The organism is Skermanella aerolata KACC 11604, from assembly GCF_000936425.1.
In the GTDB taxonomy this organism is placed as follows: domain Bacteria; phylum Pseudomonadota; class Alphaproteobacteria; order Azospirillales; family Azospirillaceae; genus Skermanella; species Skermanella aerolata.
In genome coordinates this window covers 1-22923 of record NZ_AVFK01000024.1, presented here as the reverse complement: position 1 = coordinate 22923, position 22923 = coordinate 1, and the positions used below count along the sequence as shown (strand labels likewise).

Sequence of the window (22923 nt, the reverse complement as noted above, 5' to 3'; positions counted from 1 at the left end):
ACCGCATGATCATGGGTTGGTAAAGAGGGCGCGCGCCGCCGGGACGTTCTTGCGCAAGGCGCGGTCGACGACGCGCGGCAGCAGGGCGTTGAGACGTACGAACAGCGATTCCGGGAAGCCGATATAGGTTTCGGGTGTCTCCCGCCGCAGGGCTTGAAGGATGTGACCGGCGACGGCCCTGGGGGAGTCCATCCTGGAACCCGACAGCTTCATGATCTCGCGCGCGGCCGTTCCGTTCATCGCCGTGTCCACGCCGCGCGGCGCTATATGGATCACCGGCACCACCTCCGGCGGCAGTTCGCGGCGCAGCGCTTCGGCATAAGCCTGGATGCCGGCCTTGGTCGCGGAATAAGCCGAGAAATGCGGGAAGGGGATTGCGCCGAAGCTGGAACTGACGAACACCAGCGCACCCGTGCTTTTCCTGAAATGCGGCAGGACCGCCTGCGACAGCCGCATCGGCGCGTAGAGGTTGACGTGCAGGAGTGCTGCCAGAGACGCGGCGTCCTGCCCTTCCGCCGGCCCGGCATATTGCAGACCCGCGAGATGGATCAGCACGTCCGGAGCGGCAGCGGCAAGCCGCGACGCGGCATCGTCGCATCCTTCGACGGTCGAAAGATCGCACGGCAGATGAGTGGTGCCCAGCGGCGCCTGCGAACGGCAGAGCGCCAGCACCGAGGCTCCCTGCTCGACCAGCATGGAGCATAGCTCGCGCCCGATACCCCCGGTGGCGCCGGTTATCGCAACGGTGCGGCCCTGGACGTTCATGCCGCCCTCCCCAGCGCGCCGGCATCGTGCGGTATGGAGCGGAAGACATCGGCGAACAGCTTGAACATCATTTTCGCCATGTGGACGATGGCCGCCCGGTCGATCGGATCGTCGACGCGGTTCACCAGCTCCTCGAAGAAGGCCATGTGCTTGACGTCCAGGCTGCCGTGGCTGAGCAGGTAGCTGAAGGCCTCGACCGGCAGGCCTAGCGACTGGCGGATGGCATCGGCCGCCTGGGTCGCCAGGTTGATCGAGGTGCCCTCCAGGACGAACACCATCCCAAGGAACGCGACCGGGTTGCGCCGGCTGACCATGTCGTAGGCGAAGGCGACCATCAGTTCGGTGGCGGCGTTGGGATTGGAAGACGCAGCCGCCTCGGCATCGCCGCCTGATTTGGCGATGTCGCCCAGGATCCATTCCTCGTGGCCGATTTCCTCCTCGATGTACTCGGCATAGGCCTTGCGTATCCAGTTCTTCTCATCCGGCAAGCGGGACGCGGCGGTCATCAGCAGCGGCACGGTGTGCTTGACGTGATGATAGGCCTGGGTGAGGTAGGCGATGTAGGTCTCGCGGCCGATGTTGCCGTGAACGCCGTCCCGGATCAGGGGCACGGCATAAAGCGCCATCCGCTCTTCGGTCGTAGCGGCGGTGAGGTCATCAAAGAACGCCATGCCGACGGTCTCCTGTTTCATTCGTGAGTTTGGCTTCGTTCGGGAAGCGGGATTGGTAGCGGGCGGCGATGGCGTCGCGTTTGGGCCTGCCCGTGCCGGTCAACTGGCCGTTTTGCGGCGTGAAAGGCTCGTCGGCCAGAAGCCAGCGTCCTACGCGCGCATAATCCGGCAAGCGAAGATTGGCCTGTTCGACCGCCCGACCGGCCTCGGCGGCGGACCGGGCGACGATCACGGCCATCAGTGCTGCTTCGCCGTCTCCAAACACCATCGCCTGCGCGATCGCCGGCTCGGCCAGCAGTTCGCTCTCCACCCATTCCGGGAATACGTTGCGGCCGAAGCCGGTGATCAGCACGTTCTTGGCGCGGCCGGTCAGGTACAGGAAACCGTCGCCGTCTATCCGGCCGAGGTCGCCGGTCGGGTAGGGGTTCGGCACGCAACCGGCTTCGCCAGACCCTTCCGCTCCGAGATAGCCGAGCATGCGCGGATGCTCGATCATGATCTCGCCGTCCGAGGCCGGATGGAGCCGCACATGCGGCAGCAGCCGTCCCACGCTGCCACGGCGTGAAGCCTCCGGCGTGTTCACCGCGATGACCGAACCGGCTTCGCTCAGGCCGTAGCCTTCGAACACCGGTATGCCGCGCGCATGCGCTTCCTCCAGCAGGGCAGGCGCCACCTTGGCGCCTCCCACGGCGGCGAAGCGCAGATGCGGCAGAGGCTTCCGGACCGAAAGCAGCCGCTTCAGCATCTCCGGCACCAGGATGCAGGTCGTGGCTTGCGAGGACTCCAGCGCCTGCCAGATGGAGGGGCCGTCCTGCGCCACCGGCGCCACATGGCAGCAGGCTCCGGCCAGCAGCGAGACATGGACGCCGGCGATATTCTCCAGCAGGACGGCCAGGGGCAGCAGCGTGCGGTGCTTGCCCGCCTGGGCGCCCAGCAGTTCGACCAGCGACGACGCCACGGTTTCCAGGTGATCGGCGCCGAGGCAGACTCCCTTGGGCGTGCGCGTGCTGCCGGACGTATAGGTGATCAGGGATGTTCCAGCCGGAAAGGGCCGAGGCGAGATGCCGGTGGCGACAGGTGCGGCTTGTCCATCGTCCAAAAGCCAGGCCGCGCCTGCATCCTGCAGGGCGTGACGGCGCTGCGCTTCCGTGAAGAACGGGGGGATGGGGAGCAGCGGAACCTCGGCTAGCAAACATCCCAGCTGGGTCACGATCCAGGCAGGCGAATCGATCATGGTTATCGCCATGACGCCGCCGGTCCGGGCATGCAGGCCGCGCAGGCTGTCCGCCTTCCGCTTGACCTGCTCGCACAACTCGCCATAGCCCAGCAGCATGCCCATGCCTTCCAGCGCCGGCCTGGACGCGGGATGCGAGCCGATGATGTCGAGCAGGCCGCTCATGCGCGGCACGGAAGGTCGTGCAGCGCCAGGCGAAGGCCATGCACGTCGGTATATTCCGCCTTGAAGTGGTCGAGCAGCGCCTTCAGCCCCTGGGGGATCGTGTTTGCCAGCACGCGTGGGCGCATTTCGTAGTATGTGCCCCATTTGGACGAAGTATCGCCCATGCGGTCGGACGTCGCATCGGCCAGCTTGCGCGTTTCGATTCCGAGCGAATTGAAATAGCGATGCAGGACGGCCGTGGCGGTCACCGCGACCCAGTCATAGTCGCGCGCCGCGGCGACGGCATGGAAAGCCAGGAACAGGAACTTGGCGGCGCCGCTGCTCTGGGAAGCGAGATTGCCGACCTCCAGAATTTTCAGCCGGTCGGCGGTTCGGCCGGCAGCCTGTCCGATGGCGATCTCCAGGGGTTCATCGAGATATCGTTCCAGGAAGAAGCCGCCCCGCAGCACGTCTTGAATGCCCATCGCCGCGAGAAGGCGTCCGTCGGCATCGCGCACGCTCATCAATATGGGATAGCTGACGATGATCTCTGCCCGGTAGGTCTTGGCATAAGTGTCCCGGATGAAGGCTTCCACCCGAAGCCGTTCCTGCATGTCGTGTTCGGTGAAGGTGATCAGCGACGGCACCGCTTCGCCGATCAGGGGAAGCAGTTGTTCGCGGTTGAAATGGAGCCAGCCGAAACAAGGACTGGCGTCATGCCTCAGTTCGATTTGCAGCATGGGCAGTGTCTCCTGTGATGGAGACGATTATGCATGCCAAGCTGACGGCAAGCTGACAGGCACCGGGCGACTGACGGATGACGCGATAGATTTTTCCGGCGGTAGGCGGACAGGGTATTCCGGTCTGAACTGGGCCGGGACTTGCCGCCGCATGGGATCACGAAGGAAGGCCATGACGACGGGAGCTGCGCCGGCGTCCGGGACTGTCATCCCGGTGCTTGCGGTACTTCCAGCAGGTCGAAGAGCATCCCGCGTCCGCGTTAGGGACGGTGCAGGGAAACCACCTCTCCGCCGAAGAAGCGCTGGAGCAGGCCGGTCAGCCGGTCGTGGCCGGCCTGGACGTCGGCCGGCGAGGTGGCGGCGTTGCCCTGGACGATCAGGAAGACGTCGCGGGTGGCGGGGGTGACCTTGGTCTTTTCCGACTGGCGGACCTCCAGCCGGCAGATCACCTCGGGGCTGCCGGTACCGTCACCGTCGATATAGCCGTACTCGCCGGGCCGCACCGGCTCGGGCTCGGCGGCTCCGACCGGGTGGTAGCGCTCGGCTCCCGTGGTCAGGCGGACGGAGATGCCGCCCGCGACGGCAGCCAAATCGTGGGCGCCCAGCGACAGCTTCGTTTCGAGCGAGACGGCATTGTAGACGTCGACCAGCGGGCCGATGCGCGGGATATCGCCGCGCTTCTCGACGTAGCGGATCAGCGTCTCGGAGGCGGAGAACAGCTTGCGGGTCGGCACCTCGAAGGTCTTGTGAAGCTCGCGGAAGCCGGCGTAGACGGGGTCCGACGCGATCAGGTCGCGGACGGCCCTCTGCCGCACTCCCGCCACCACTCCATCGACGAAGGAGGATATCTCCTCCGGCGGCGTCCTGCCCTGGTCGGCGCCCAACAGCAGGGAGTAGGCGCCGGTCACGCCGCGCTTGCGCAGGGCCTCATCGAAATGGAAGTCGAATTCCTTACCCGCCGCCATGCCTGCGTTTCTCCCTTCATCCTTCTTTCCGGCGTATCGCGAGATGCCGTGGAATGCAAGCGCGTCACATGTTGAGCTTTCCGGCTACCCGTTTTGGTCCATTGCCCCGGTCCCCGCTCCATGCTCCAACACCGGGCATGGCAGGTTCCTTCAATCCCAAGGCCTTGATCAAGGCCGCAGCCGACGCCGTTTGCCTGTTGATCGCGGCGGTGCCGGCCGGTCTTTGCCGGGTGGAGGCGCGCTTCAGCGAGCGGGGCGACCTGTTCGTCTTGTTCGGGCAGGCCTTTTCCCTGGTCCCAGGGCTGCCCGGCAACTGGCTGCGGCGGGCATTCGGGCGGCTGACGCTGGATGGCTGCGCGGCCGACTGCGAGATCGGCTTCCTGAGTTGGTTTTCCAGCCGCCACGCCCGGATCGGCGCCCGTGTCTATATCGGGCCGCTGTCGGTGATCGGCGATGCGGTGATCGGCGACGGGTCGCTGATCGCCACCCGCGTCAGCATCCTGAGCGGCAGGAACCAGCATGCCCATAGGCCTGATGGCAGCCTGATCCCGTTCAGCCGGGACCGCGCGGCACTGGTGACGATCGGGCGTAATACCTGGATCGGGGAGGGAGCCATCGTCATGGCCGATGTCGGGGACCGCTGCATCGTCGCGTCCGGAGCGGTAGTGACGGCGCCGGTCGAGAGCGGGTACGTGGTGGGCGGCAATCCCGCGCGAGTCATCCGGCCAATACCGGCACACACTGCCGAACTTGCCGGCAGCGGCAATGCAGCAATCGGCGCGAATGCAATTCACCAGGAAGAAAAAGGCAAATCCATGGCTTAATCAGGGTAACCTGAAGATATTAGTTTCGGTTAAATCTATCAATCAGCCGTATGGCTTTGGGACGTTTTTCCGTGTTATAGAACCCATCGGTATTACTGTAACCAACTTGCGGCACGGATTCCGCCCAGTCAACGGCGGCCTGCCCGAGGGGCATTCGAGAACATGTCGTCTCAGGACACAGTGTCGTCGGTCGTAGCGCAATTCGAGCCGCGTCCGGTCCAGCCCGACCACGGCGCCCGCAAGCTGCTGTCGGTCGTCATTCCCTGCTACAACGAGTCCGCCAACATCGAGCCGCTGTTCGCCCGGCTGTTCCCGGTGCTCGACACCCTGCCGATGGACTGGGAAGTGGTCTGCGTCAATGACGGCAGCAGCGACGATACCTTGGACAAGCTGGTTGCGGTCCATGCGCGGGAGCCGCGCGTGCGGGTGGTCGACCTGTCGCGCAACTTCGGCAAGGAAGCGGCGCTGTCGGCCGGCCTTTCCACAGCCGAGGGCGACGCGGTGATCCCGATGGATGCGGATCTCCAGCATCCGCCGGAACTGCTGCCCGATCTCGTCGCCAGATGGCGGGAAGGCTTCGACGTGGTGATCGCGATCCGGCAGGCGCGGACGGGACAGTCGACCGGCAACCGGCTTGGCGCCAGAATCTTCTACTGGCTGTTCGACCGAATGTCCGAAGTGCCGCTGCCGCGTGAGGCCGGTGACTTCCGGCTGCTCGACCGGATCGTCGTCGACGTCATCAACCGCATGCCGGAACGAACCCGCTTCATGAAGGGCATCTTCGCCTGGGTCGGGTTCCGCCAGACGACCATCCCATATGTCCAGGGCGAACGGGCGAGCGGCGACACCAAGTGGGGCTTCTTCAAGCTGCTGCGCTTCTCGCTGGTCGGACTGACGGCCTTTTCGACCTTCCCGCTGCGGGTCTGGAGCCTGGTCGGCGGCGCCGTGTCGGCATTGGCCTTCTGCTACATCGTCATCCGCCTGATGCGGACCGCCGTCTACGGCGTCGATGTCCCCGGCTATGAATCGATCATCGTCACCGTGCTCTTCCTGGGCGGAGTCCAACTGCTGACCCTCGGCATCATCGGCGATTATCTGGGCCGGGTCTTCGACGAGGTGAAAGGCCGGCCTCTGTTCATCGTGCGCTCCGTCCACGGGGCCTCGGCCCCGGCGGCCGCTCCGGTCAATATGCGACGCGGGACGGATCAGGCCGTCGCGTGGCGCAACGAGGCCTGACGGACGATCCCCGCATGACCGTTATCGACCCAAGATACCCCGACGCCGGTCTGGACAGGCTGGTTGCAGGAGTGCTGCCGCATAGCCTTTTCTACGACCTTTCGCTTAGATTGCTGCTCTCTATCGGCGTCCTGATCGTCCTGTCCTTCCCGGAATACGGAATCATCTGGGACGAGGAGGTGCAGCGGCAGTATGGATTGCTGCTGCTGAATTATTACGCTTCCGGTCTGACCGACCTGTCGGCCTTCGGCTTCGATAACCTGTACCTTTACGGCGGCGGCTTCGACATGGCGGGCGCGCTGCTGGAGCGGGTATCGCCCTATGGTCCTTATGAGACTCGGCATCTGCTGGGGGGGATGATCGGGCTGCTCGGCATGACGGGGGCATGGCGGCTGGCGCGGCTGCTGGGCGGCGAGCGAACCGGGTTCTTCGCGGTGCTGCTGCTGGCGCTGCTGCCGGCCTATTACGGCCATATGTTCTCGAACCCCAAAGACGTTCCTTTCGCCTGCGGAATGATTTGGTGCGTCCACCTGTCCGCCCGGATCATCGGCGAGTTGCCGCGTCCGCGCTGGGGCTTGGTGGCGGGGTACGGCGCCGTCCTGGGCCTGACGCTCGGCACCCGGATCGGCGGTATCCTCGCCGTGTTCTTCCTGGGGCTGGCCGTGCTGGGCTGGCTGTGGAGCGAGGCGGAGGACCGCCGGGACTTCGGCGCGATCGCCCGGCAGACGTTCTCCGTGGCCTTGCGGCTGCTGCCGGCCCTGCCGGTCGCCTGGGCGGTGATGGTCCTGATCTGGCCCTGGGCGCATCTGGACCTGCTGAACCCGGTCCGGGCATTCCTGAAGTTCTCGGCTTTCCCGTGGCCGAACGAGGTGCTTTACGGCGGCCGGTGGATCTCCGCCGACGACCTGCCGGTGACGTATCTGCCGACCATGCTGGCGCTGCAACTGCCGGAACTCGTGCTGGCAGGGCTGGGGCTGGCCGGCTGGTTCGGCGTCCGCGCCGTGATTCGGCCTCCTCTGATGGTGGATCGGGTCCGCCGGGTCCAGGTGGCGCTGGTGGCCCTGGCGGCGCTTTTTCCCGTCGTCTACGTCCTGATCACCCATCCCGTCATCTACAACGGCTTCCGGCACTTCCTGTTCGTGCTGCCGCCGATGGCCGTGCTGGCGGCGGTCGGCTTCGACCGGCTCTGGGCCGCGGTGGCCGACAACCGGTCCAGGATTCGCGCCCGCCTGCTGGCGCTGCCCTTCACCGCCGCCGTCGTGGCGCAGTTCTGGGTCATGGCGATGCTGCATCCGTACGAATACATTTACTACAACCGTCTGGTCGGCGGCATCGCCGGGGCGGAGTGGCACTACGAGCTGGATTACTGGGGGGCGGCGCTGCACAAGGCGGCGGACGAACTGCAAGAGTACGTAGCGAACGAGCGCGGCGGCCGGCTAGGCCCCGATCCCGTCAACATCTTCGTCTGCGGTCACCCGACTTCCGTGATGTATTTCCTGCCCCGTCAGTTCCATCTGGTGAGCGAGCCGGAAAAGGCCGACTTCCTGGTGTCCTGGACCCAGGCGGGCTGCAATTTCACCATGTTCGGTCAGGTCGTTGCGGACGTGCAACGATTCGGCGTCGTGCTTGCGGTGGTCAAGGATCTGCGAGAATAGGTCATCCCTGGTCCAGAACGGCCTTCAGCCCGAGGAAGGCCGGCAGTTCGTGGGTCACGACATAGGTCGGGATCGGGCCTAGATAGTCGCACAGCCGGCCTTTCTCCACGAAACGGTCGCGAAACGCCGAGCGGGCAAAGAAATCGCCCAGACGGGGCACGATGCCGCCCGCGATATAGACGCCGCCCCGGGCACCCAGCGTCAGCGCCAGATTGCCGGCGACCGTGCCGAGCATGGCGCAGAACATCCCCAGCGCCTCGGCGCAGGCCGAATCGCTGCCGTCCACTCCGTGCGTCGCGACATCCGCCGGAGTGACGGACCGGGGCTCGCGGCCTTCCAGCCGGGTCAGCGCGGCGTAGAGGTTCACCAGCCCTTGGCCGGAGATCACGCGTTCGGCCGAGACATGGCTGAACTGCCGGCGGAGCAGCGACAGGACGGCGCTTTCCCGGTCGTCCACTGCCGCCATGGTGGTGTGCCCGCCCTCGCCGGCAAGGGCGGTCCAGCCGGCGGCGCCGTGGACGAGACCCGAGACACCCAGCCCGGTGCCGGGGCCGATCACGCCGATCACTTCACCGGCGACCGACTCACCGTCGCCTACCTTGAGGCGATCGGCTTCGGTCAGCAGCGGGATCGCCATGGCGGCGGCGGTGAAGTCGTTGACCACCACCAGCCGCTCCAGCCCCAGCGAGTCGCGGGTTCCCCTGACCGAAAAGGTCCAGGGATGGTTGGTCATCGTCAGGAGATCGCCGGTGATGGGGCCGGCGATGGCGATGGCGCCTTCGACCGGATGATCGTCGGGTTGCGCCAGCTCCAGATAGGCCCGCGCCGCCTCCTCTAGGGTCGTATGGCCGGTGCAGGGCAGTGTCCTGGTATGGAGCAGGCGGCCCGACGCGTCCAGCAGCCCGAAGCGGGCGTTGGTGGCGCCGATATCCGCCACGAGGGAGCGTGTTCCGGTCATGCTGCCATTCCTTGCGGTTGAGCTTCCTGTTGCGCGGTCCTCAGCTATCGTACGGCGCACCCGCCAGCGCGGTCACGAAATTCTCTCGCCATACCGAGATATCGTTGCGGCGCAGAACCTCCATCATGGCGTTGTATCGCGCCTTGCGCTCGTCCAGCGGCATGGTCAGGGCACGCTGAAGCGCGTCGGCGACCGACTCGATATCGTAAGGATTGACGATCAGGGCATCGCCCAGTTCCTCCGCCGCCCCAGCGAATCGTGACAGCACCAGGACGCCGGGGTCTTCCGGGTCCTGGCAGGCGACGTATTCCTTGGCGACCAGGTTCATGCCGTCGCGCAGCGGCGTCACCAGTCCCACCGCGCTGACGCGGAAGAAACCGGCCAGCGAGCGGCGGGTGAAGCTCTTGTTGAGATAGCGGATCGGCACCCAGTCGAACTCCGCGAAGCGGCCGTTGATATGGCCGCTCAGCGTTTCCAGCTCCTTCCGGATCGCGATGTATTCCGGCACGTCCGAGCGCGACGGCGGCGCTATCTGGAGGAAGGAGACATGGCCCCGGTTGGCCGGGTAGTTCTCCAGCAGGCAGTGGAACGACTCGAACCGCTGGGGCAGACCCTTGGAATAGTCGAGCCGGTCGACGCCGATGATCAGGTCGCGGCCGACCAGGCTTTCCCGCAGCCGTTCGGTCTGCCGGGTCCGCGCCGCCTGCTTGGCCAGGGTCACCAGCGGTTCGGTATCGATGCTGATGGGGAAGGAGCGGGCGACCAGGGTGCGGCCGAAGGCGTTGATGAAATAGCCTTCGCCGTCCGGCCGCTCGGTCACCGTGCCGCGCGCCTCGAATCGGATATAGTTGATGAAGCAGCGCAGGTCGGTCGTCGTGTGGAAGCCGACCACGTCATAGGCGCACAGCGCCCGCACGATGTCGGCGTGGTTGGGCAGCGCCACCAGCAGTTCGGGGGCCGGGAAGGGGGTATGGAGGAAGAAGCCCATCCGGTGGCCCATCCCGATCAGCCGCAACTGCTCGCCGAATGGGATCAGGTGGTAGTCGTGGACCCAGACCATGTCGTCGGGCTGGAGCAGCGGCGCCAGCTTGGAGGCGAACAGGGCGTTGACCCGCTGATATCCCGCATAGTTGCGCCGGTTGAAGTTGGTCAGGCCCAGACGAAAATGGAACAGCGGCCACAATGTCGAGTTGGCGTAGCCGTTGTAGTATTCCTCGTAGTCACGCTTGGCCAGATCCAGCGTCGCGTAGGTCAGCTTGCCGACGGGGGTCAGGCTGGGCGCCGAAGGCGGGGCCGCGACGACATCGCCGCTCCAGCCGAACCAGATCCCGCCTGTCTTCTTGAGGGCCGCCAGGACGGCGACCGCAAGGCCGCCGGCCGACTGCTTGCCCTCGTCGATCGGCGCGACCCGGTTCGACACAACGACCAGTCTGCTCAAAACGCTTCCTCCCAAGGTTTGCTCAGCCTCATGGCCGAGTTGATCAGTCCGACCATCGAGTAGGTCTGGGGGAAGTTGCCCCATAGCTCGCCGGTGGCCGGGTCGATGTCTTCGGACAGCAGTCCGACATGGTTCCGGTAGGTCAGCATCCGCTCGAACAGCGATCTCGCCTCGTCCTTCCGCCCGATCGCGGCGAGCGCGTCGATGTACCAGAAGGTGCAGATCGTGAAGGCGGTCTCGGGATAGCCGAAGTCGTCCTTGTGGACGTAGCGGTACAGCATGGTGCCGCGCTTCAGCGTCTTCTCGATCGCGGCCAGCGTGCCGAGGAAGCGGGGATCGTGCGGCTTGATGAAGCGCAGCTCGTGCATCAGCAGCAGGCTGGCGTCGATCTTGCCGACCGGCTCGCCGCCGGGGTTGTCATCCGTGCGATAGGCATCGACGAAGCTGTTGAGTTCGGGATTCCAGGCGCGCGACAGGACGGTTTCCCGGATCCTTTCAGCATGGCCGCTCCAGTACTCGGCCCGTTCGTCCAGGCGGAGCTGGACCGAGATGCGGGCGAGCCGGTCGCAGGCGGCCCAGCACATCACGGACGAGAAGGTGTGGATGTGCTCGGTCGTGCGCAGTTCCCACAAACCGGCATCGGGCTTGTCGTAAAGCAGGATCGCCTGCTCGCCCAGACGCTCCAGCCGGTGGAACAGGTCGGCCCCGCCGGGACGGACCAGCCGCTGGTCGAAGAAGGCCTGGGCGGAGGCCAGGACCACGGCGCCGTAGCTGTCGTTCTGGATCTGGGCATAGGCTTCGTTGCCGATCCGGACCGGCCCCATGCCCCGATAGCCCGCAAGGCCGGCGGCGACGCGCTCGACCAGCTTCATTTCCTGGGCGATGCCGTAGACCGGCTGTAACGCTCCCTTGCCGGCTCCGGCCACGATGTTGGTGATGTAGTGGAGATAGTCTTCCATCGTGGTCGTGGCGCCGAGGCTGTTGAGCGCCTGGATTACGAAGTAGGCGTCGCGCACCCAGCAGAACCGGTAGTCCCAGTTGCGCGCCGTGCCCGGCGCCTCGGGGATCGAGGTGGTGACCGCCGCGATGACCGCCCCCGTCTCCTCGAAGGTGCACATTTTCAGGGTGATGGCGGCGCGGATCACGGCTTCCTGCCACTCGAACGGCAAGGCGAGCGAGCGCGAGAACTCCCGCCAGTAGTCGCGCGTCAGGTTGAGCAGGTTACGGCCGCTCTCGTCCACCGGAGCACGCAACGGCTCATCGGGACCGAGCAGCAGCGTCACCGGGTCGTCCAGGACGAACGGCGTCTCGTCCAGCACATAGGCGATCGGCGCATCGGTCGTCAGCCGCAGCACCTTGTCGGCGGAGACGTAGCGGATATGGTTGCTGCCGCGCGTGAGGGTCGGCGTGACCGAACCATAGGCGAAACTGGGGCGGACGCGGATGACGATGCGCGGCGTGCCGCGCAGGTTGCGGATCTGGCGGATGATCGTGGTCGGGCGGTACGACCGGCCGTGATGGCGGTGGCGCGGCGCGAAATCGATGATTTCGATGGCGGAACCATTGCCGTCATGAAGGATCGTTTCGACGACGGCCGAATTGGGCAGGTAACGCTGGTCGGCGCCGGCGCAGCCCAGCAGTTCGATCTCGTAGAAGCCGGATTCGGGCTCCGCGTGCCCGTTGCCGCCGTTCAGCAGGCTGCAGAAGACCGGATCGCCGTCCGGGCGGGGCAGGCATGACCAGACGATGCGCGCCCGTTGGTCGAGCAAGGCCGTGAAGCTGCCGTTGCCGATCAGGGCAAGGTTGAGATCGCTCATCGCGTCAGGCACCCGCCTTGCCGTCCAGACCGTCGGCCATTCGGGAGAGCCAGCGGTGGAGATCGCCGACCGAGGCGATGCGGCAGGTGGCATCGGTCGGCAGCCGCGTTCCCACCTGGATGGAGAGTCCGCCGTGCCGGTTGACAACGCGGAAGCCATCCTCGTCGGTCACGTCGTCGCCGATGAAGACGGGCGTGCGGCCGGCGAAGGGCGGTTCGGTCAGGAACTGCTCGACCACGGTCCCCTTGGTCGAGCCCTTCGGCTTCACCTCCAGCACCATCTTGCCTTCCTGGACGTGGAAGCCGGCGCCGTGGCGCTCCATCAGCCTTGCCACGATGGCCCGGGCATCGCCCTCCGCTTCCGGCGCATTCCGGTAGTGGAGAGCCACCGTCATGCCTTTCGGCTCCAGCCGGGTGCCGGGATGGTCCGCCACGAAGGGGCGGAGGCTGCCGACGATCTCGTCGAGAGCGCCGCGGTCGATCGTCGCGGTGATCCGCCGGCCGGTCGGGTCGCGCCGTTCCAGGCCGTGCTGGCCGGCCGCCGCCAATTTCGGCGTTCCCAGCATGCTGTCGATGTCGTCCAGGCCGCGTCCGCTCACCAGCGCCACGGCTCCCCCGAGCGCCTTGTGCAGGCGGAGCAGCAGGCCGGGCAGTTCCGGGGCTACCTCGACACCGTCCGGCTGGTCGGCGATCTCCACCAGCGTGCCGTCGAAATCCAGGAAGAGCGCCCAGTCCGGCGACGGCTGCGGCAGATCGGTCGCTGGGGGAGGGACGTTGATGGTCATGCTGAGGCCTGTACTATCGAACCGGAGAGGACGGACCGGAATGGGCTTGCGGCCCGCCCGATCCATCGACACCAAGCTAAACGCATGAAAAGGCTGGGCGGGCCGCCGCGGGACCTAAGAAAATGCTGAGCCTGTGCCCAGCGGTGGCTTGGCCATGGATCGAGCGAGGTTCGGCAGCCGGAAGGTGAGGCGTCCTGCCGCACCGCAAACAGTCGGATTTTTCGCACCGCACCCTTGAGGACATGCAAAGTGGTCATACCTTTGATTTCCGAATCCTCGGAACACGGCACCCCGGCAAGGGCCTCCTTCTGGCCGGCGCAAAGACCCGGTTTCCGCGCCGGAAGCGGCTTTCCAGCCGCGGGCATGTCACCCAATCCAATGCTGCGATGCAGCATAAATGGTTCAGACTGCTGATAGTTGCTGATGACTACTATTGGCTAAGCGGTTGCGACAATGAGGGATTCTTTTTTCTCTTGATTTCCGATTGCCTCATCGGCATATTGTGCAGTGCGGGATCGGTGGCGTCTCCGATGCGGTCGATCCTGTAACGCACTTCTTGGGCGTTTCCTCCCTAGACTCGGGCCGTGGCTTTCGCCACGGCCTTTTTTTGTCTGAACGGCAGGCCGGTACAGCCGATTACGTCTGGCGGTCAGATTAGGCTGCCAGGTTGGCCGACTATTCGGAGAGGGGAGTGCGGATGCGCGACAGGGCGCCGACAAGCTCTTCCATGTGGCTGGCGAGTTCGCCGATATAGGGCTTCTTCGTGATGGTCCGCTCTTCCATGTAGAGAGCACGGTTGATCTCGATCTGAAGGCACTGGACGCCCATGCGGGGCCGGCCGTAGTGCCGGGTCGTGAAGCCGCCGGCATAGGGCGTGTTGCGGATGACGATATAGCCTTGCTGCCTCAGCGTTCGCTCCGCCGTTTCCATCACGATGGGCGAGCATGCGCTGCCGTAGCAGTCGCCCAGCACGAAATCGACCTTCGACCGCGAGGACGCCGTTTCCGGCGGATTTCCGCTCGACGGCATCGAATGGCAATCGATCAGCAGGCAGTAGCCGAAGCGGTGGCGCGTCTGGTCGACCAGGCGCTTCAGGGCCGCATGGTAGGGGTGGTAGAACCGGTTGACACGCCCCAGGGCTTCGGCGAACCGCAGCTTGCCGCGATAGATCTCCTCCCCATTGGCGACGACCTTGGCGATGGTGCCCAGGCCGGCCGCGACCCTTGGCGAGCGGGTGTTGACATAGGCTGGAAGGGCGTCGGCGAACATGTCGGGGTCCAGTTCGAACGCTTCCCGGTTGGCATCGAGGAAGGCGCGCGGAAACAACGCCCGTATCAGCGGTGCCCCAAGCTTCGGGGCCGCCATGAAGATCTCGTCGACGAAGCTGTCCTCCGACTTGCGGAGCGAGAAGGCGTCCAGCTTGGATGAGGCCAGGAAATCCGGCGGGTATGCCGTGCCGCTATGCGGCGAGGCCAATACCAGCGGCAGCGTCTGTACCGGTGGGGCCAGGATCTCGAAGACCTGGGTCCGGTCGGCTTCGGCGTCGAAATATCGATCCATGGCCAATCTTGTGTAGCCGAATCAGGTCGTTCTGTCATCTGGCGATAGTGAACACGCCACATGGACACAGCGCTCCCTCCATGGAGTGCCAAAAGTTTTTGCTTTTTCGTGAATCTGGGGGTTGCCACCCGCCGCACGGTTTGCTAATCACCCGTCCACCGCAGCGGGGCACCAAGCGCCCCGCAAAATTCTGGGATGGGCGTGTAGCTCAGCGGGAGAGCACTACGTTGACATCGTAGGGGTCACAGGTTCAATCCCTGTCACGCCCACCATCCTTTTTAAAGCAAAATCAAAGACTTGACAGGTCCGCTGCAACGGACCTTCGCGGCAGCGGGTCGGCCTAGCAACTGGCTAGCAACTTATCGGATCGGTCCTCCGGCCGTTGGTGAACCCAAAGAAGGTTCCGCCACTACACACCTAGCCCGTAATTCATGACGGCTTCCGACCATGCGCGTTTTCTGAGCTGCTTTGGCGCTGCCAGTTTCAGACGCCTCCGCTCGCGAGCAGCGTGGCGTGTACGCCACGGAATGCATCCCGCAGCGCCTTGTGGCTATCGAGGCCTTCGAGAGCGTAGCTGTTGAGAAACTGGCGCCCGGCGAACAGCTTGCGGTCGACTGGGCTCAGGTCTGCTTCGTCGCAGACCTGTTGCCAGTGTTCGGCGATGGTCTTGATCTGGTGTTCGATCAGTGCGGCGGCTTCCGCCTCTTTCAGGTGATAATCCGGCGCGGCGGCGAGTACTGTGGCGAGCGTGCTGGCGCGGCCATTGCCCTTGATCAGCATGGCCTGCGTGGCTTCGTTGCCTGGGCGGCTTTGCGGGCAGATGTCATAGGCGGGCGTCAGCGTCAGCATCCTGCCGTCCCAGAAAGCTGCATGGTTGCGGGCATGGTCGTCGGTATTGCCGCACAGCACGTTGAAACAAATCCGCCTATAGAGATCTTTGAGCGTGTTCTTTGAATCGGTGAAGCGGTGGCGGATGAGTTCGGCCAAGTCTTCGTAGGAGGCATAGCGAGCCATCATCTCATCAAGGCCCAGCATGGTCAGGGCTGAGACCATGGCGTGGCGCGTCCAGCCATCCCTTGTGTGCGTGCGGTCGAAGCGTTCGATAAGCAGCACATCCTTATGGGCGGCACGGGTCATCGACACGGACGCTGCGTTGAGTCCGCAGGCGCGTGCCAGCTTCATCGCGATGAATTCGGCCTTCACGACGCTGTAAGAGTCGTTGGTTGCTGTGAATTTGGCGATGAATTTCTTCGCGCCGTCATCGATAAGCGCCTTGGGACGCGCGCCGCCGATCGACGTGCCATGATTGAGAGCCTGATCGAGCGCCGGGGGCAGAGGGACGCCTTTTTCGATAAAGGCGGCTGCTTCCATCAGTTCGTCCAGCGATGCTTGTGCGGCAAGGCGGGGGACATACTCTGTGGCCGATGCCTGAAAATCGAGGGCGCCAATCCGGTCGGACCCTGACTGGAGAAGGAAGGTCAGCTCGCTTATCTCGGGCATGTCGGCAGCGTCGGGCTTTTTGCCCGTCAGCCTGTTGATGATGACCCGGCGACCCCAAGCATCCGGCGAGCCGTCGCGAATGCAACTCGCGATCCGCAGGCCGTCAATAGGCGCGATGACTCCTTTCTGAAGCGGCAGCTCCGGCTCATAGATGGAGATGGCGTTGTTCCGGCGGCGGTAGCTGGCGCCATAGGTAAAGAGCAGGCGCTCCCTATCCTGGTCGAGGCGGCCAGCCACCACCGGTTCCGTTGCCCCCGGCAGCCACGTCCAGACAAAGGCTTTAGTAGCGTCCGCCTTAGAAATTATCATCGACCTCCTTCACCGTGTGGCGGACGCTCTTGGGCAGCAGGGCCAGTTTTTCGTCAAGGTGGGCATTGTGCATCTGGAGAGTGCGCTCGTCATAGTCGAACAGGCGCACGCCGACGATCGAAGCAACCTCGAAGACGATGCCGATCTCAGGGCTCGGCGTGCCCTTTTCGATGCTGGAGAGCGTTGTACGGCTTATGCCGGCGCGGTCCGCCAGTTCCTGCGCAGTCATGCCGCGCTCGGCCCGGCCGACGCGGATCAGCTTGCCGAGCATGGCGAGCGCTTGGTGCGTGACTCTGGAGTAGCTTCTCTGACGGGGCACGGTTATTGCCGGATTTGTTCATTTAAGTGGACATGAAATCTCTTCAAGTCCAGAATTTTGTACATTGTGCCATGAAATTAACGTTTGGTCAAGTTTTGTCCACTGAATTGGTCACAAAAGTGTTTCGTGTACATAATTGTGTACATCATGCCGATATCCGAGTGCTGGACGCGGCAGTTGACGCGATAGAGTGAAAGAGGGATTGAGCTGTTATGAAGGTTGGGCATACAGAATTTTCCTTTGGCCTATGCCTTCACGGAAAATCTGATTCGTGGTTTGGCCCCGGCCCCCGTCGGCGCGCCGATCTTTCCCAACCTCGTGCAGGAGGCGACGCTGGGCTATGACGTTCAGATCAACTTCCCCGCGGTGCCACTTTTCTTTCAGTACAAGCTCCCGGAGATCATGACCCGCGCCAGCGCCTCTGAGATCGCCAACGGCAAGTGTCCCGGTCTGACGCTTGAGTTCTTCAGGATTGCGCTCATGCGCCAGGATGTGTCGGATCAGCATCGGCTGCTCATTGACTGGGAGGGGCGATATCCGGGCCAAGTGTTCTATGCGGCACCATGCCTGCGCGACTCTCCGGCATTCAATAGCGCTTACAACACGGCGAGCGTAGTGAGCCGTTCAATTCTGTTCTCTCCCGCAGAGGATCGGTCCGCTTCCGGATGACGAGGTCCATACGATCGCGTACAAGCCCGGCTTGCCCTACGGGTATTTCTGTTCGGAGCCCCGGCGGATCGAGGCCGAGATGTTTGAGAGTGTGACCAGAAACCTGACTCGCAAGTTCAACGACAAGAACGTCCGGGATTTCGAAGCCACAGCGCAGGAGGTCCGTCAGGCCGTGCTCAAAGCCGCGTCGCCGGTCTGGCGACAGGAGGAGAATGCCGTTGCCAGCAGGTTGCGGCAGGCGCTGCCGCCGCTTGCCGCAGATGGTTTAGGTTTGCAGCCTGTTCGCGAGCAGGCGATTCTCGACGTTCTGGTTGCCCAGGAGATCGCGCGCATCGACATGGGGATTGACCTCGTGATCGCGCAGCCGCATTGACGGGTTTTCAATGTTCGGGCTAGTTCGGCCAGGCTAGGCCAAGCCGGGCTCTAGAGCTTTGAGCCTTTGATCTGACGCATATGCGGCGTGTCTAAGATAATTCCAGCACTCGCCTGGAGTGTACAGGTCGCAGATCGATCCGACGGCCTTCCAGAGTTCCTCGATGGTGCGGGCGCCGATGCGTCGGAGATGAGCCTTGAGCTTGGCAAAGGCCATTTCGATCGGATTGAGGTCTGGACTCAGGATATGGGCACAGCCGACCGGACGAAAAGGCACGCACGTATTGCCTCATCGAACAACGCTCCCTTTCAATCAATGCCTATGGCATTGATTCGTCGGGCTTTCTCGACTGCCAGTCGGGCTGACCCTCCAGGTCGGTTCCGTGGCAAGACATGCAGTTGCCGGCATGGATGGCCTTGCCCAGCGCCAAATGGGCGGCATCGGCCTAATCGCCGCCCGGCATTAGATCCAGGCAGGTGCGCCTCGGACGGCGAGGAGCGCTGGTGCGGCTCTTCCCATCCACATCATAGTTCGATGCCGCATCCCCAGACCACGGATACCTGCGGTTTGCCAGTCTCCGCTCGGCTTGAAACGAGATCTTGCTGAATGCGCCGGCCATTTGACATTATGTCCGCCGATGCAACCAAGTTGGAGAATTCCCGAGCCTGACGGCCGGGATCAAGATGAACGAATGCATCAGCGGCCTTGATTTGCCGCCCAGTCGCCGTCAGGGATTGCGTGCTCTGCAGCATTTGACATCCCGCACGAAGCGTAAGCGCGTCCTGCTCAAAGCCGTCAGTTTGACAGCGATGAGCTGGTCACCAGCATCTCCCACCTGGCATGTTGCAAGCGCTCCTGTTTCAGGCCTTTATCGCCACAGGCACATCACCAGGGTCCAACGCTCCCGGCTGCAGACATCCAGCCGGCGGCATGGAAGGCGCTATTCGCCCATCTGCAAACCCACAGGAACCAGATCCAATGTTTGAGATCGTCATCATCGTCGCGCTGACGTTGCTGAACGGCGTGTTCGCCATGTCGGAACTGGCCGTGGTGTCATCCCGCAAGGCCAGGCTTCAGGGCATGGCCGATCAGGGCGTCCGTGGCGCCCGCGCCGCATTGCGCCTGATCGACGATCCGAGCCGGTTCCTCAGCACGGTTCAGATCGGCATCACCATGGTCGGCGTGATTGCGGGCGCCTATGGCGGCGCCACTCTCGGCCAGCGGTTCGGGACTTGGCTGGACAGCTTCCCTATTTTCGGCGGTTACGGAGAAGCGGGCGGCTACGTCGCCGTGATCGTCGCGATCACCTACCTGTCGATCGTGCTCGGCGAACTCATCCCCAAGCGCATCGCGCTGCGGGCGCCCGAGCGCACCGCCTCGATCGTCGCCGGCCCCATGAAGACCCTGTCGCGCATCACGGCGCCGTTCGTCTGGCTACTCGGAACGACGACCGATCTCCTGCTGCGGCTGCTCGGCCTCCAGGGCGTTCGGGAGGAAACCGTGACCGAGGAGGAGATCCGATCCATGATCAGCGAGGGAACCGAGACCGGCGTCTTCGATCCGCGCGAGAAGGAAATGATCGACGGCGTGCTGCGCCTGGCCGACCGGACGGTTCGGACGATCATGACCCCGCGTCCGGACGTCGTCTGGCTCGACGTCGGCGACAGCCAGGAAGTCGTGATCAATGAGATCCGCACCTCCGGTCACTCGCGCTTTCCGGTCTGCCGGGGCGAACTGGACGAGGTCGTCGGCATCCTCCACAACAAGGACCTGCTCGAACTCGCCTTCCAGGGCAAGGTCATGGATCTCGCCGGAGTGGCGGCCAAGCCGCTGGTGGTCCATGACGGCACGCCGATCCTGAAGCTGCTCGACATGATGAAGAAGTCCGGTCTGCACATGGCGATCGTGGTGGACGAGTATGGCAGCGTCGAAGGTCTCGTCACCATCACCGACATCCTGGAGACAATAGCCGGCGACCTGCCCGAGCCGGGCGAGGATGAGGAAATGGATGCGGTCCAGCGCGACGACGGTTCCTGGCTGGTCAACGGCTCCATGCCGGTCGACGAGTTCGAGGACGTGGTCGGCCTGCGCGGCCTGAATGAGATCGGCGATTACCACACGATCGCCGGCTTCGTTCTCCACGGCATCGGGCATGTCCCCAATGCCGGAGAAGCCTTCGAGCATCAGGGTGTCCGCTTCGAGGTCGTGGACATGGACGGACGCCGGATCGACAAGATCCTGGTCGTGCCGCGTGCGCCGGAGGTCGAGGAAATCGTCGAATGATGAAGGATCTCGGCTAGCCATCTCCATGACCTGCTCCACCGCCGAGTATTGGGCGGCGAGGCCGATCCGGCAATGGGATCGGCCTCCTCGACAAGGTTTGGCCGCAGTGGCCGCAAGTAGAATTATCTACATCAACTTGCCGATCAGGAAGCCGACGCCGAGGGCGATGAGCACGCTGCCGATCGGTTTATCCTCGATCCTGCCGCTGACGTTTTCGACACCCTTCCGACCATGGTGCCGTACCTCCCGGTAGCCATCCCTGACCGCCTCTCTCACTTGACGGCTACCCTCGTCCACCTGACGGGCGATACCGCGCGAGCCGTCTTCCCAGTTCCGGGCAACCGTTTCCTTGACGTCTTCAACGATATGGCGTCCTTGCCTGCTTACGTCGTTGCCGACATCCCTGGCGATCGTGCGCCCGTCCTTGACGGTGTCGGATGCAGCTTCGGCTGCATTTCCAGCTGTATTCTGGAGTTGCCGCGCCAGTTCGTCGAAACGTTCCGTCAGGGCGGCGATGGCTTCCTTCACGGATCGCTCGGATTCGACGCTGAGTGTTCTTTGATCAGCCATGGGACTACTCGGTCCTTTGATATTTTCCGTTGCGGGAGCGTAACGACGGAGTTGCTCATGTCGTTCCTGCCCAATGCTCTCTACATGCGGTCACAGGGCGAGTTTTCGAGGGTATTCGACGGCTGCCGATATCGGCGTTGCCTCAAGCCGACCTCGATATTCCACCCGCATGATGCCGGCCGCAAGTCGAGTCGGGACCGGGTTCCCCAGTCCCGGTGGTGAAGTTCAGCCGCTTGCCGGATCCGACGGTTGGGCCATTGCGGCCTTCTTTCTTTGGCCGGCGCGCCGGGTCAGCATGTTCAACCCTTCGATCAGGGCGGAGAAAGCCATGGCGGCGTAGATGTAGCCTTTGGGCACATGGGCGCCGAACCCCTCGGCGATCAGCGTCATGCCGATCATCAGCAGGAATCCCAGGGCCAGCATGACGATGGTTGGGTTGGCGGAGATGAAATTGGCGAGCGGCGTGGCGGCGAGCAGCATCACGGCCACGGTGACCACGACCGCGATGACCATGATCGGGATGTGCTCGGTCATGCCGACCGCAGTGATGATGCTGTCCACGGAGAAGACCAGGTCGAGCAGCAGGATCTGTCCGATCGCGGCGGCAAAACCAAGCTGCCCCGCACCCTTGTTGTCGAACATATCCGGACCCGGATCGGGATCGACGTTGTGGTGGATCTCCTTGGTCGCTTTCCAGACCAGGAACAGACCACCCGCGATCAGGATCAGGTCGCGCCACGAGAAGCCGTGGCCGAAGGCGGTGAACACCGGATCGGTCAACTGGACGATGATGGCGATCGTTCCCAGCAAGCCGAGGCGCAACAGCATGGCGGCGCCGATGCCGATACGACGGGCTCTTTCGCGCTGATGCTCCGGCAATTTGTTGGTCAGGATCGAGATGAAGATAAGGTTGTCGATGCCGAGCACCACCTCCATCGCGATCAGCGTCGCCAGAGCAACCCAGGCCGCGGGGTCCGCAGCCAGGGATAACAGGTAGTCCGTCACGGGGGTTATCTCCGGTGGTTATTTCCAATGGGCGGCTAGTTGGGCGGATCGTGGCATTGCACCAGTATCAGGCCGCCTTAACTGTTCGCGTTTCCGACAGTGGGCCGCCGCAGGCGCTCGGATCCACCGCCTCATTCAGCAGAAGATCGCCATGTACCAGATCGCAGCCGAAACCGCCGAGCCGGCTTCGGACCAGCCGACATCGACAATCCTCGCGCAATTACTGGCCAACCTGAATGGCGAGAGGGTAACCGTAGGCGAGATCATGGATGCCGCCGGGTCCAGGGCTTATGCGCTGGCGCTTCTCCTGTTCGCGCTGCCCGAGGCGCTGCCGCTGCCGGTCGCCGGAATGTCGGCCATCATCGGTTTGCCGCTCATGCTGATATCGGCGCAGGTAGCCATTCTCGGTACCGAATCCCGGCTGCCGGAATGGGTCCGGCGCCGGTCGGTCAGCGCTTCGGTGTTCAGAATGGTCGTCACCAAGGCGGTTCCCGTCTTCCGCCGGATCGAACGGTTCTCACGCCCGCGCTGGGTGGGGCTGGCCGGAGCCAGCCGGGCGCTCGGCTTGATGTGCCTGATCCTGGCCCTGGTCATCGCGCTGCCGATCCCGCTGGGCAACCTGCCCCCGGCGGTCTGCGTCGTCGCCCTCGCCTTCGGCATGCTCCAGCGCGACGGGTTCATCGTCGCCGGGGCGCTCGCCGCCAGCGCGGCTGTGGTGACCGGCATGGCGGCAGCCATCGTGCTGGCCGCGGACTTCATGGTGGAAACCATCGGCAACCTTGGGGCTGTCTAATCGCGCTTGCTGAAGCTCCGGGCTTTGCCATCGCGGCAAAGGTCTTCAGGCCGCATGAGTTTTTTCCGTTTTCCGGGATTAAAGCGGCCTGTCGCGAAAATATGCAGGGAATGCGATGACCATGACGCACCGCCCTAGAGACAGGATCAAGCGTTTGCCACGCCAATGCCCCGCCACGCGCGCTCCCTGATGGACTCCGGCTTGCACGTTCAATCAGGGCTGAAACAAAGCAGGTAATCAGACATGTTCAACCAGTACCCGGACCGGTCCGGCGCCTTCGGGCGGGCCGTGGACAGCGCGGCCTTCGACGA

The 22923-nt window shown here is 64.0% G+C and carries 22 protein-coding genes, 1 tRNA gene and 1 pseudogene; 8 read left to right on the top strand and 16 right to left on the bottom strand.

Features of this window, described 5'->3' with window-relative positions; all coding sequences use genetic code 11:
* Window positions 1-9: 9 nt before the first annotated feature.
* The 5 genes from N826_RS24380 to N826_RS24360 form a co-directional block, all read right to left on the bottom strand.
* Window positions 10-765, bottom strand: a complete 756-nt coding sequence (locus N826_RS24380) for an SDR family NAD(P)-dependent oxidoreductase (RefSeq protein WP_044433026.1) — start codon at window positions 763-765, stop codon at window positions 10-12.
* On the bottom strand, window positions 762-1436 hold the full coding sequence (locus N826_RS24375) for an iron-containing redox enzyme family protein (protein WP_044433025.1): 675 nt from the start codon (window positions 1434-1436) through the stop codon (window positions 762-764). Before N826_RS24375 ends, N826_RS24380 begins: the two co-directional genes overlap by 4 nt.
* Window positions 1423-2835 (bottom strand): AMP-binding protein, encoded by a 1413-nt coding sequence (locus N826_RS24370; RefSeq protein WP_044433093.1) that lies wholly within the window; start codon window positions 2833-2835, stop codon window positions 1423-1425. The genes N826_RS24375 and N826_RS24370 overlap by 14 nt, the downstream gene beginning before the upstream one ends.
* Window positions 2832-3554, bottom strand: a complete 723-nt coding sequence (locus tag N826_RS24365) for a thermostable hemolysin (RefSeq protein WP_052831961.1) — start codon at window positions 3552-3554, stop codon at window positions 2832-2834. Before N826_RS24365 ends, N826_RS24370 begins: the two co-directional genes overlap by 4 nt.
* Before the next feature lie 260 nt (window positions 3555-3814).
* Entirely contained in the window at window positions 3815-4519 is a 705-nt protein-coding gene (locus N826_RS24360; protein ID WP_052831959.1) for a B3/B4 domain-containing protein, read from the bottom strand.
* 137 nt (window positions 4520-4656) lie between these two features.
* On the opposite strand from N826_RS24360, the gene N826_RS24355 reads away from it, so the two are divergent.
* The 3 genes from N826_RS24355 (at window position 4657) to N826_RS24345 (ending at window position 8234) form a co-directional block, all read left to right on the top strand.
* Entirely contained in the window at window positions 4657-5343 is a 687-nt protein-coding gene (locus N826_RS24355) for an acyltransferase (RefSeq protein ID WP_052831957.1), read from the top strand.
* 162 nt (window positions 5344-5505) lie between these two features.
* The gene (locus N826_RS24350) at window positions 5506-6579 is read left to right on the top strand and encodes a glycosyltransferase family 2 protein (RefSeq protein WP_084721141.1); all 1074 of its coding nucleotides are present in this window, start codon (window positions 5506-5508) and stop codon (window positions 6577-6579) included.
* Between the two features lie 14 nt (window positions 6580-6593).
* Window positions 6594-8234, top strand: coding sequence for a glycosyltransferase family 39 protein (locus N826_RS24345; RefSeq protein WP_147040205.1), 1641 nt, complete (start codon window positions 6594-6596; stop codon window positions 8232-8234).
* Window position 8235: 1 nt separating this feature from the next.
* Here N826_RS24345 and N826_RS24340 read toward each other — a convergent pair whose 3' ends face one another.
* The 5 genes from N826_RS24340 to N826_RS24315 form a co-directional block, all read right to left on the bottom strand.
* A complete protein-coding gene (locus N826_RS24340; protein ID WP_044433024.1) occupies window positions 8236-9192 on the bottom strand; it encodes a glucokinase in 957 nt (318 codons plus the stop codon).
* A 40-nt stretch (window positions 9193-9232) separates the two neighbouring features.
* A complete protein-coding gene (gene otsA, locus N826_RS24335; RefSeq protein WP_044433023.1) occupies window positions 9233-10630 on the bottom strand; it encodes an alpha,alpha-trehalose-phosphate synthase (UDP-forming) in 1398 nt (465 codons plus the stop codon).
* Window positions 10627-12447 (bottom strand): glycoside hydrolase family 15 protein, encoded by a 1821-nt coding sequence (locus N826_RS24330; protein WP_044433022.1) that lies wholly within the window; start codon window positions 12445-12447, stop codon window positions 10627-10629. The genes otsA and N826_RS24330 overlap by 4 nt, the downstream gene beginning before the upstream one ends.
* Before the next feature lie 4 nt (window positions 12448-12451).
* The gene (otsB, locus tag N826_RS24325) at window positions 12452-13231 is read right to left on the bottom strand and encodes a trehalose-phosphatase (RefSeq protein ID WP_044433021.1); all 780 of its coding nucleotides are present in this window, start codon (window positions 13229-13231) and stop codon (window positions 12452-12454) included.
* Between the two features lie 675 nt (window positions 13232-13906).
* A complete protein-coding gene (locus tag N826_RS24315) occupies window positions 13907-14791 on the bottom strand; it encodes an N-formylglutamate amidohydrolase (RefSeq protein ID WP_044433019.1) in 885 nt (294 codons plus the stop codon).
* 197 nt (window positions 14792-14988) lie between these two features.
* On the opposite strand from N826_RS24315, the gene N826_RS24310 reads away from it, so the two are divergent.
* Window positions 14989-15063: transfer RNA gene (locus tag N826_RS24310), tRNA-Val, on the top strand.
* A gap of 211 nt (window positions 15064-15274) precedes the next feature.
* On the opposite strand, the gene N826_RS24305 is transcribed toward N826_RS24310, so the two are convergent.
* Together N826_RS24305 and N826_RS24300 are read right to left on the bottom strand one after the other, a co-directional pair.
* Entirely contained in the window at window positions 15275-16600 is a 1326-nt protein-coding gene (locus N826_RS24305) for a type II toxin-antitoxin system HipA family toxin (protein WP_211099372.1), read from the bottom strand.
* Window positions 16587-16871, bottom strand: a complete 285-nt coding sequence (locus N826_RS24300) for a helix-turn-helix transcriptional regulator (protein ID WP_044433018.1) — start codon at window positions 16869-16871, stop codon at window positions 16587-16589. The genes N826_RS24305 and N826_RS24300 overlap by 14 nt, the downstream gene beginning before the upstream one ends.
* 288 nt (window positions 16872-17159) lie before the next feature.
* On the opposite strand from N826_RS24300, the gene N826_RS24295 reads away from it, so the two are divergent.
* Both N826_RS24295 and N826_RS24290 read left to right on the top strand, forming a co-directional pair.
* The gene (locus N826_RS24295; RefSeq protein ID WP_147040209.1) at window positions 17160-17588 is read left to right on the top strand and encodes a hypothetical protein; all 429 of its coding nucleotides are present in this window, start codon (window positions 17160-17162) and stop codon (window positions 17586-17588) included.
* Window positions 17589-17667: 79 nt separating this feature from the next.
* A complete protein-coding gene (locus N826_RS24290; protein WP_147040211.1) occupies window positions 17668-17961 on the top strand; it encodes a hypothetical protein in 294 nt (97 codons plus the stop codon).
* A 33-nt stretch (window positions 17962-17994) separates the two neighbouring features.
* On the opposite strand, the pseudogene N826_RS45400 reads toward N826_RS24290, so the two are convergent.
* Window positions 17995-18201: pseudogene (locus tag N826_RS45400) on the bottom strand (hypothetical protein); the annotation flags it as partial.
* A 79-nt stretch (window positions 18202-18280) separates the two neighbouring features.
* Window positions 18281-18391 (bottom strand): c-type cytochrome, encoded by a 111-nt coding sequence (locus N826_RS45990; protein ID WP_373866622.1) that lies wholly within the window; start codon window positions 18389-18391, stop codon window positions 18281-18283.
* Window positions 18392-18939: 548 nt separating this feature from the next.
* On the opposite strand from N826_RS45990, the gene N826_RS24285 reads away from it, so the two are divergent.
* On the top strand, window positions 18940-20244 hold the full coding sequence (locus N826_RS24285; protein WP_044433015.1) for a hemolysin family protein: 1305 nt from the start codon (window positions 18940-18942) through the stop codon (window positions 20242-20244).
* Window positions 20245-20370: 126 nt separating this feature from the next.
* On the opposite strand, the gene N826_RS24280 is transcribed toward N826_RS24285, so the two are convergent.
* Together N826_RS24280 and N826_RS24275 are read right to left on the bottom strand one after the other, a co-directional pair.
* Window positions 20371-20814 carry a hypothetical protein gene (locus N826_RS24280; protein ID WP_044433014.1) on the bottom strand — a complete coding sequence of 148 codons (444 nt, stop codon included), beginning with the start codon at window positions 20812-20814 and terminating at the stop codon, window positions 20371-20373.
* A gap of 225 nt (window positions 20815-21039) precedes the next feature.
* Entirely contained in the window at window positions 21040-21819 is a 780-nt protein-coding gene (locus N826_RS24275) for a TerC family protein (protein WP_044433013.1), read from the bottom strand.
* 151 nt (window positions 21820-21970) lie between these two features.
* Between N826_RS24275 and N826_RS24270 the strand changes: the two genes are divergently transcribed.
* The gene (locus N826_RS24270) at window positions 21971-22612 is read left to right on the top strand and encodes an exopolysaccharide biosynthesis protein (protein ID WP_052831956.1); all 642 of its coding nucleotides are present in this window, start codon (window positions 21971-21973) and stop codon (window positions 22610-22612) included.
* Window positions 22613-22923: the final 311 nt, after the last annotated feature.

Coding starts and splice junctions, on each gene's coding strand:
- N826_RS24270 (WP_052831956.1), top strand. CDS start 21,971: ATGTACCAGATCGCAGCCGAAACCGCCGAGCCGGCTTCGGACCAGCCG.
- N826_RS24375 (WP_044433025.1), bottom strand. CDS start 1,436: ATGGCGTTCTTTGATGACCTCACCGCCGCTACGACCGAAGAGCGGATG.
- N826_RS24355 (WP_052831957.1), top strand. CDS start 4,657: ATGGCAGGTTCCTTCAATCCCAAGGCCTTGATCAAGGCCGCAGCCGAC.
- N826_RS24350 (WP_084721141.1), top strand. CDS start 5,506: ATGTCGTCTCAGGACACAGTGTCGTCGGTCGTAGCGCAATTCGAGCCG.
- N826_RS24315 (WP_044433019.1), bottom strand. CDS start 14,791: ATGGATCGATATTTCGACGCCGAAGCCGACCGGACCCAGGTCTTCGAG.
- N826_RS24370 (WP_044433093.1), bottom strand. CDS start 2,835: ATGAGCGGCCTGCTCGACATCATCGGCTCGCATCCCGCGTCCAGGCCG.
- N826_RS24380 (WP_044433026.1), bottom strand. CDS start 765: ATGAACGTCCAGGGCCGCACCGTTGCGATAACCGGCGCCACCGGGGGT.
- N826_RS24305 (WP_211099372.1), bottom strand. CDS start 16,600: ATGATAATTTCTAAGGCGGACGCTACTAAAGCCTTTGTCTGGACGTGG.
- N826_RS24330 (WP_044433022.1), bottom strand. CDS start 12,447: ATGAGCGATCTCAACCTTGCCCTGATCGGCAACGGCAGCTTCACGGCC.
- N826_RS24290 (WP_147040211.1), top strand. CDS start 17,668: ATGTTTGAGAGTGTGACCAGAAACCTGACTCGCAAGTTCAACGACAAG.
- N826_RS24285 (WP_044433015.1), top strand. CDS start 18,940: ATGTTTGAGATCGTCATCATCGTCGCGCTGACGTTGCTGAACGGCGTG.
- N826_RS24345 (WP_147040205.1), top strand. CDS start 6,594: ATGACCGTTATCGACCCAAGATACCCCGACGCCGGTCTGGACAGGCTG.
- N826_RS24280 (WP_044433014.1), bottom strand. CDS start 20,814: ATGGCTGATCAAAGAACACTCAGCGTCGAATCCGAGCGATCCGTGAAG.
- N826_RS24300 (WP_044433018.1), bottom strand. CDS start 16,871: ATGCTCGGCAAGCTGATCCGCGTCGGCCGGGCCGAGCGCGGCATGACT.
- N826_RS24360 (WP_052831959.1), bottom strand. CDS start 4,519: ATGGCGGCGGGTAAGGAATTCGACTTCCATTTCGATGAGGCCCTGCGC.
- N826_RS24365 (WP_052831961.1), bottom strand. CDS start 3,554: ATGCTGCAAATCGAACTGAGGCATGACGCCAGTCCTTGTTTCGGCTGG.
- N826_RS24340 (WP_044433024.1), bottom strand. CDS start 9,192: ATGACCGGAACACGCTCCCTCGTGGCGGATATCGGCGCCACCAACGCC.
- otsB (WP_044433021.1), bottom strand. CDS start 13,231: ATGACCATCAACGTCCCTCCCCCAGCGACCGATCTGCCGCAGCCGTCG.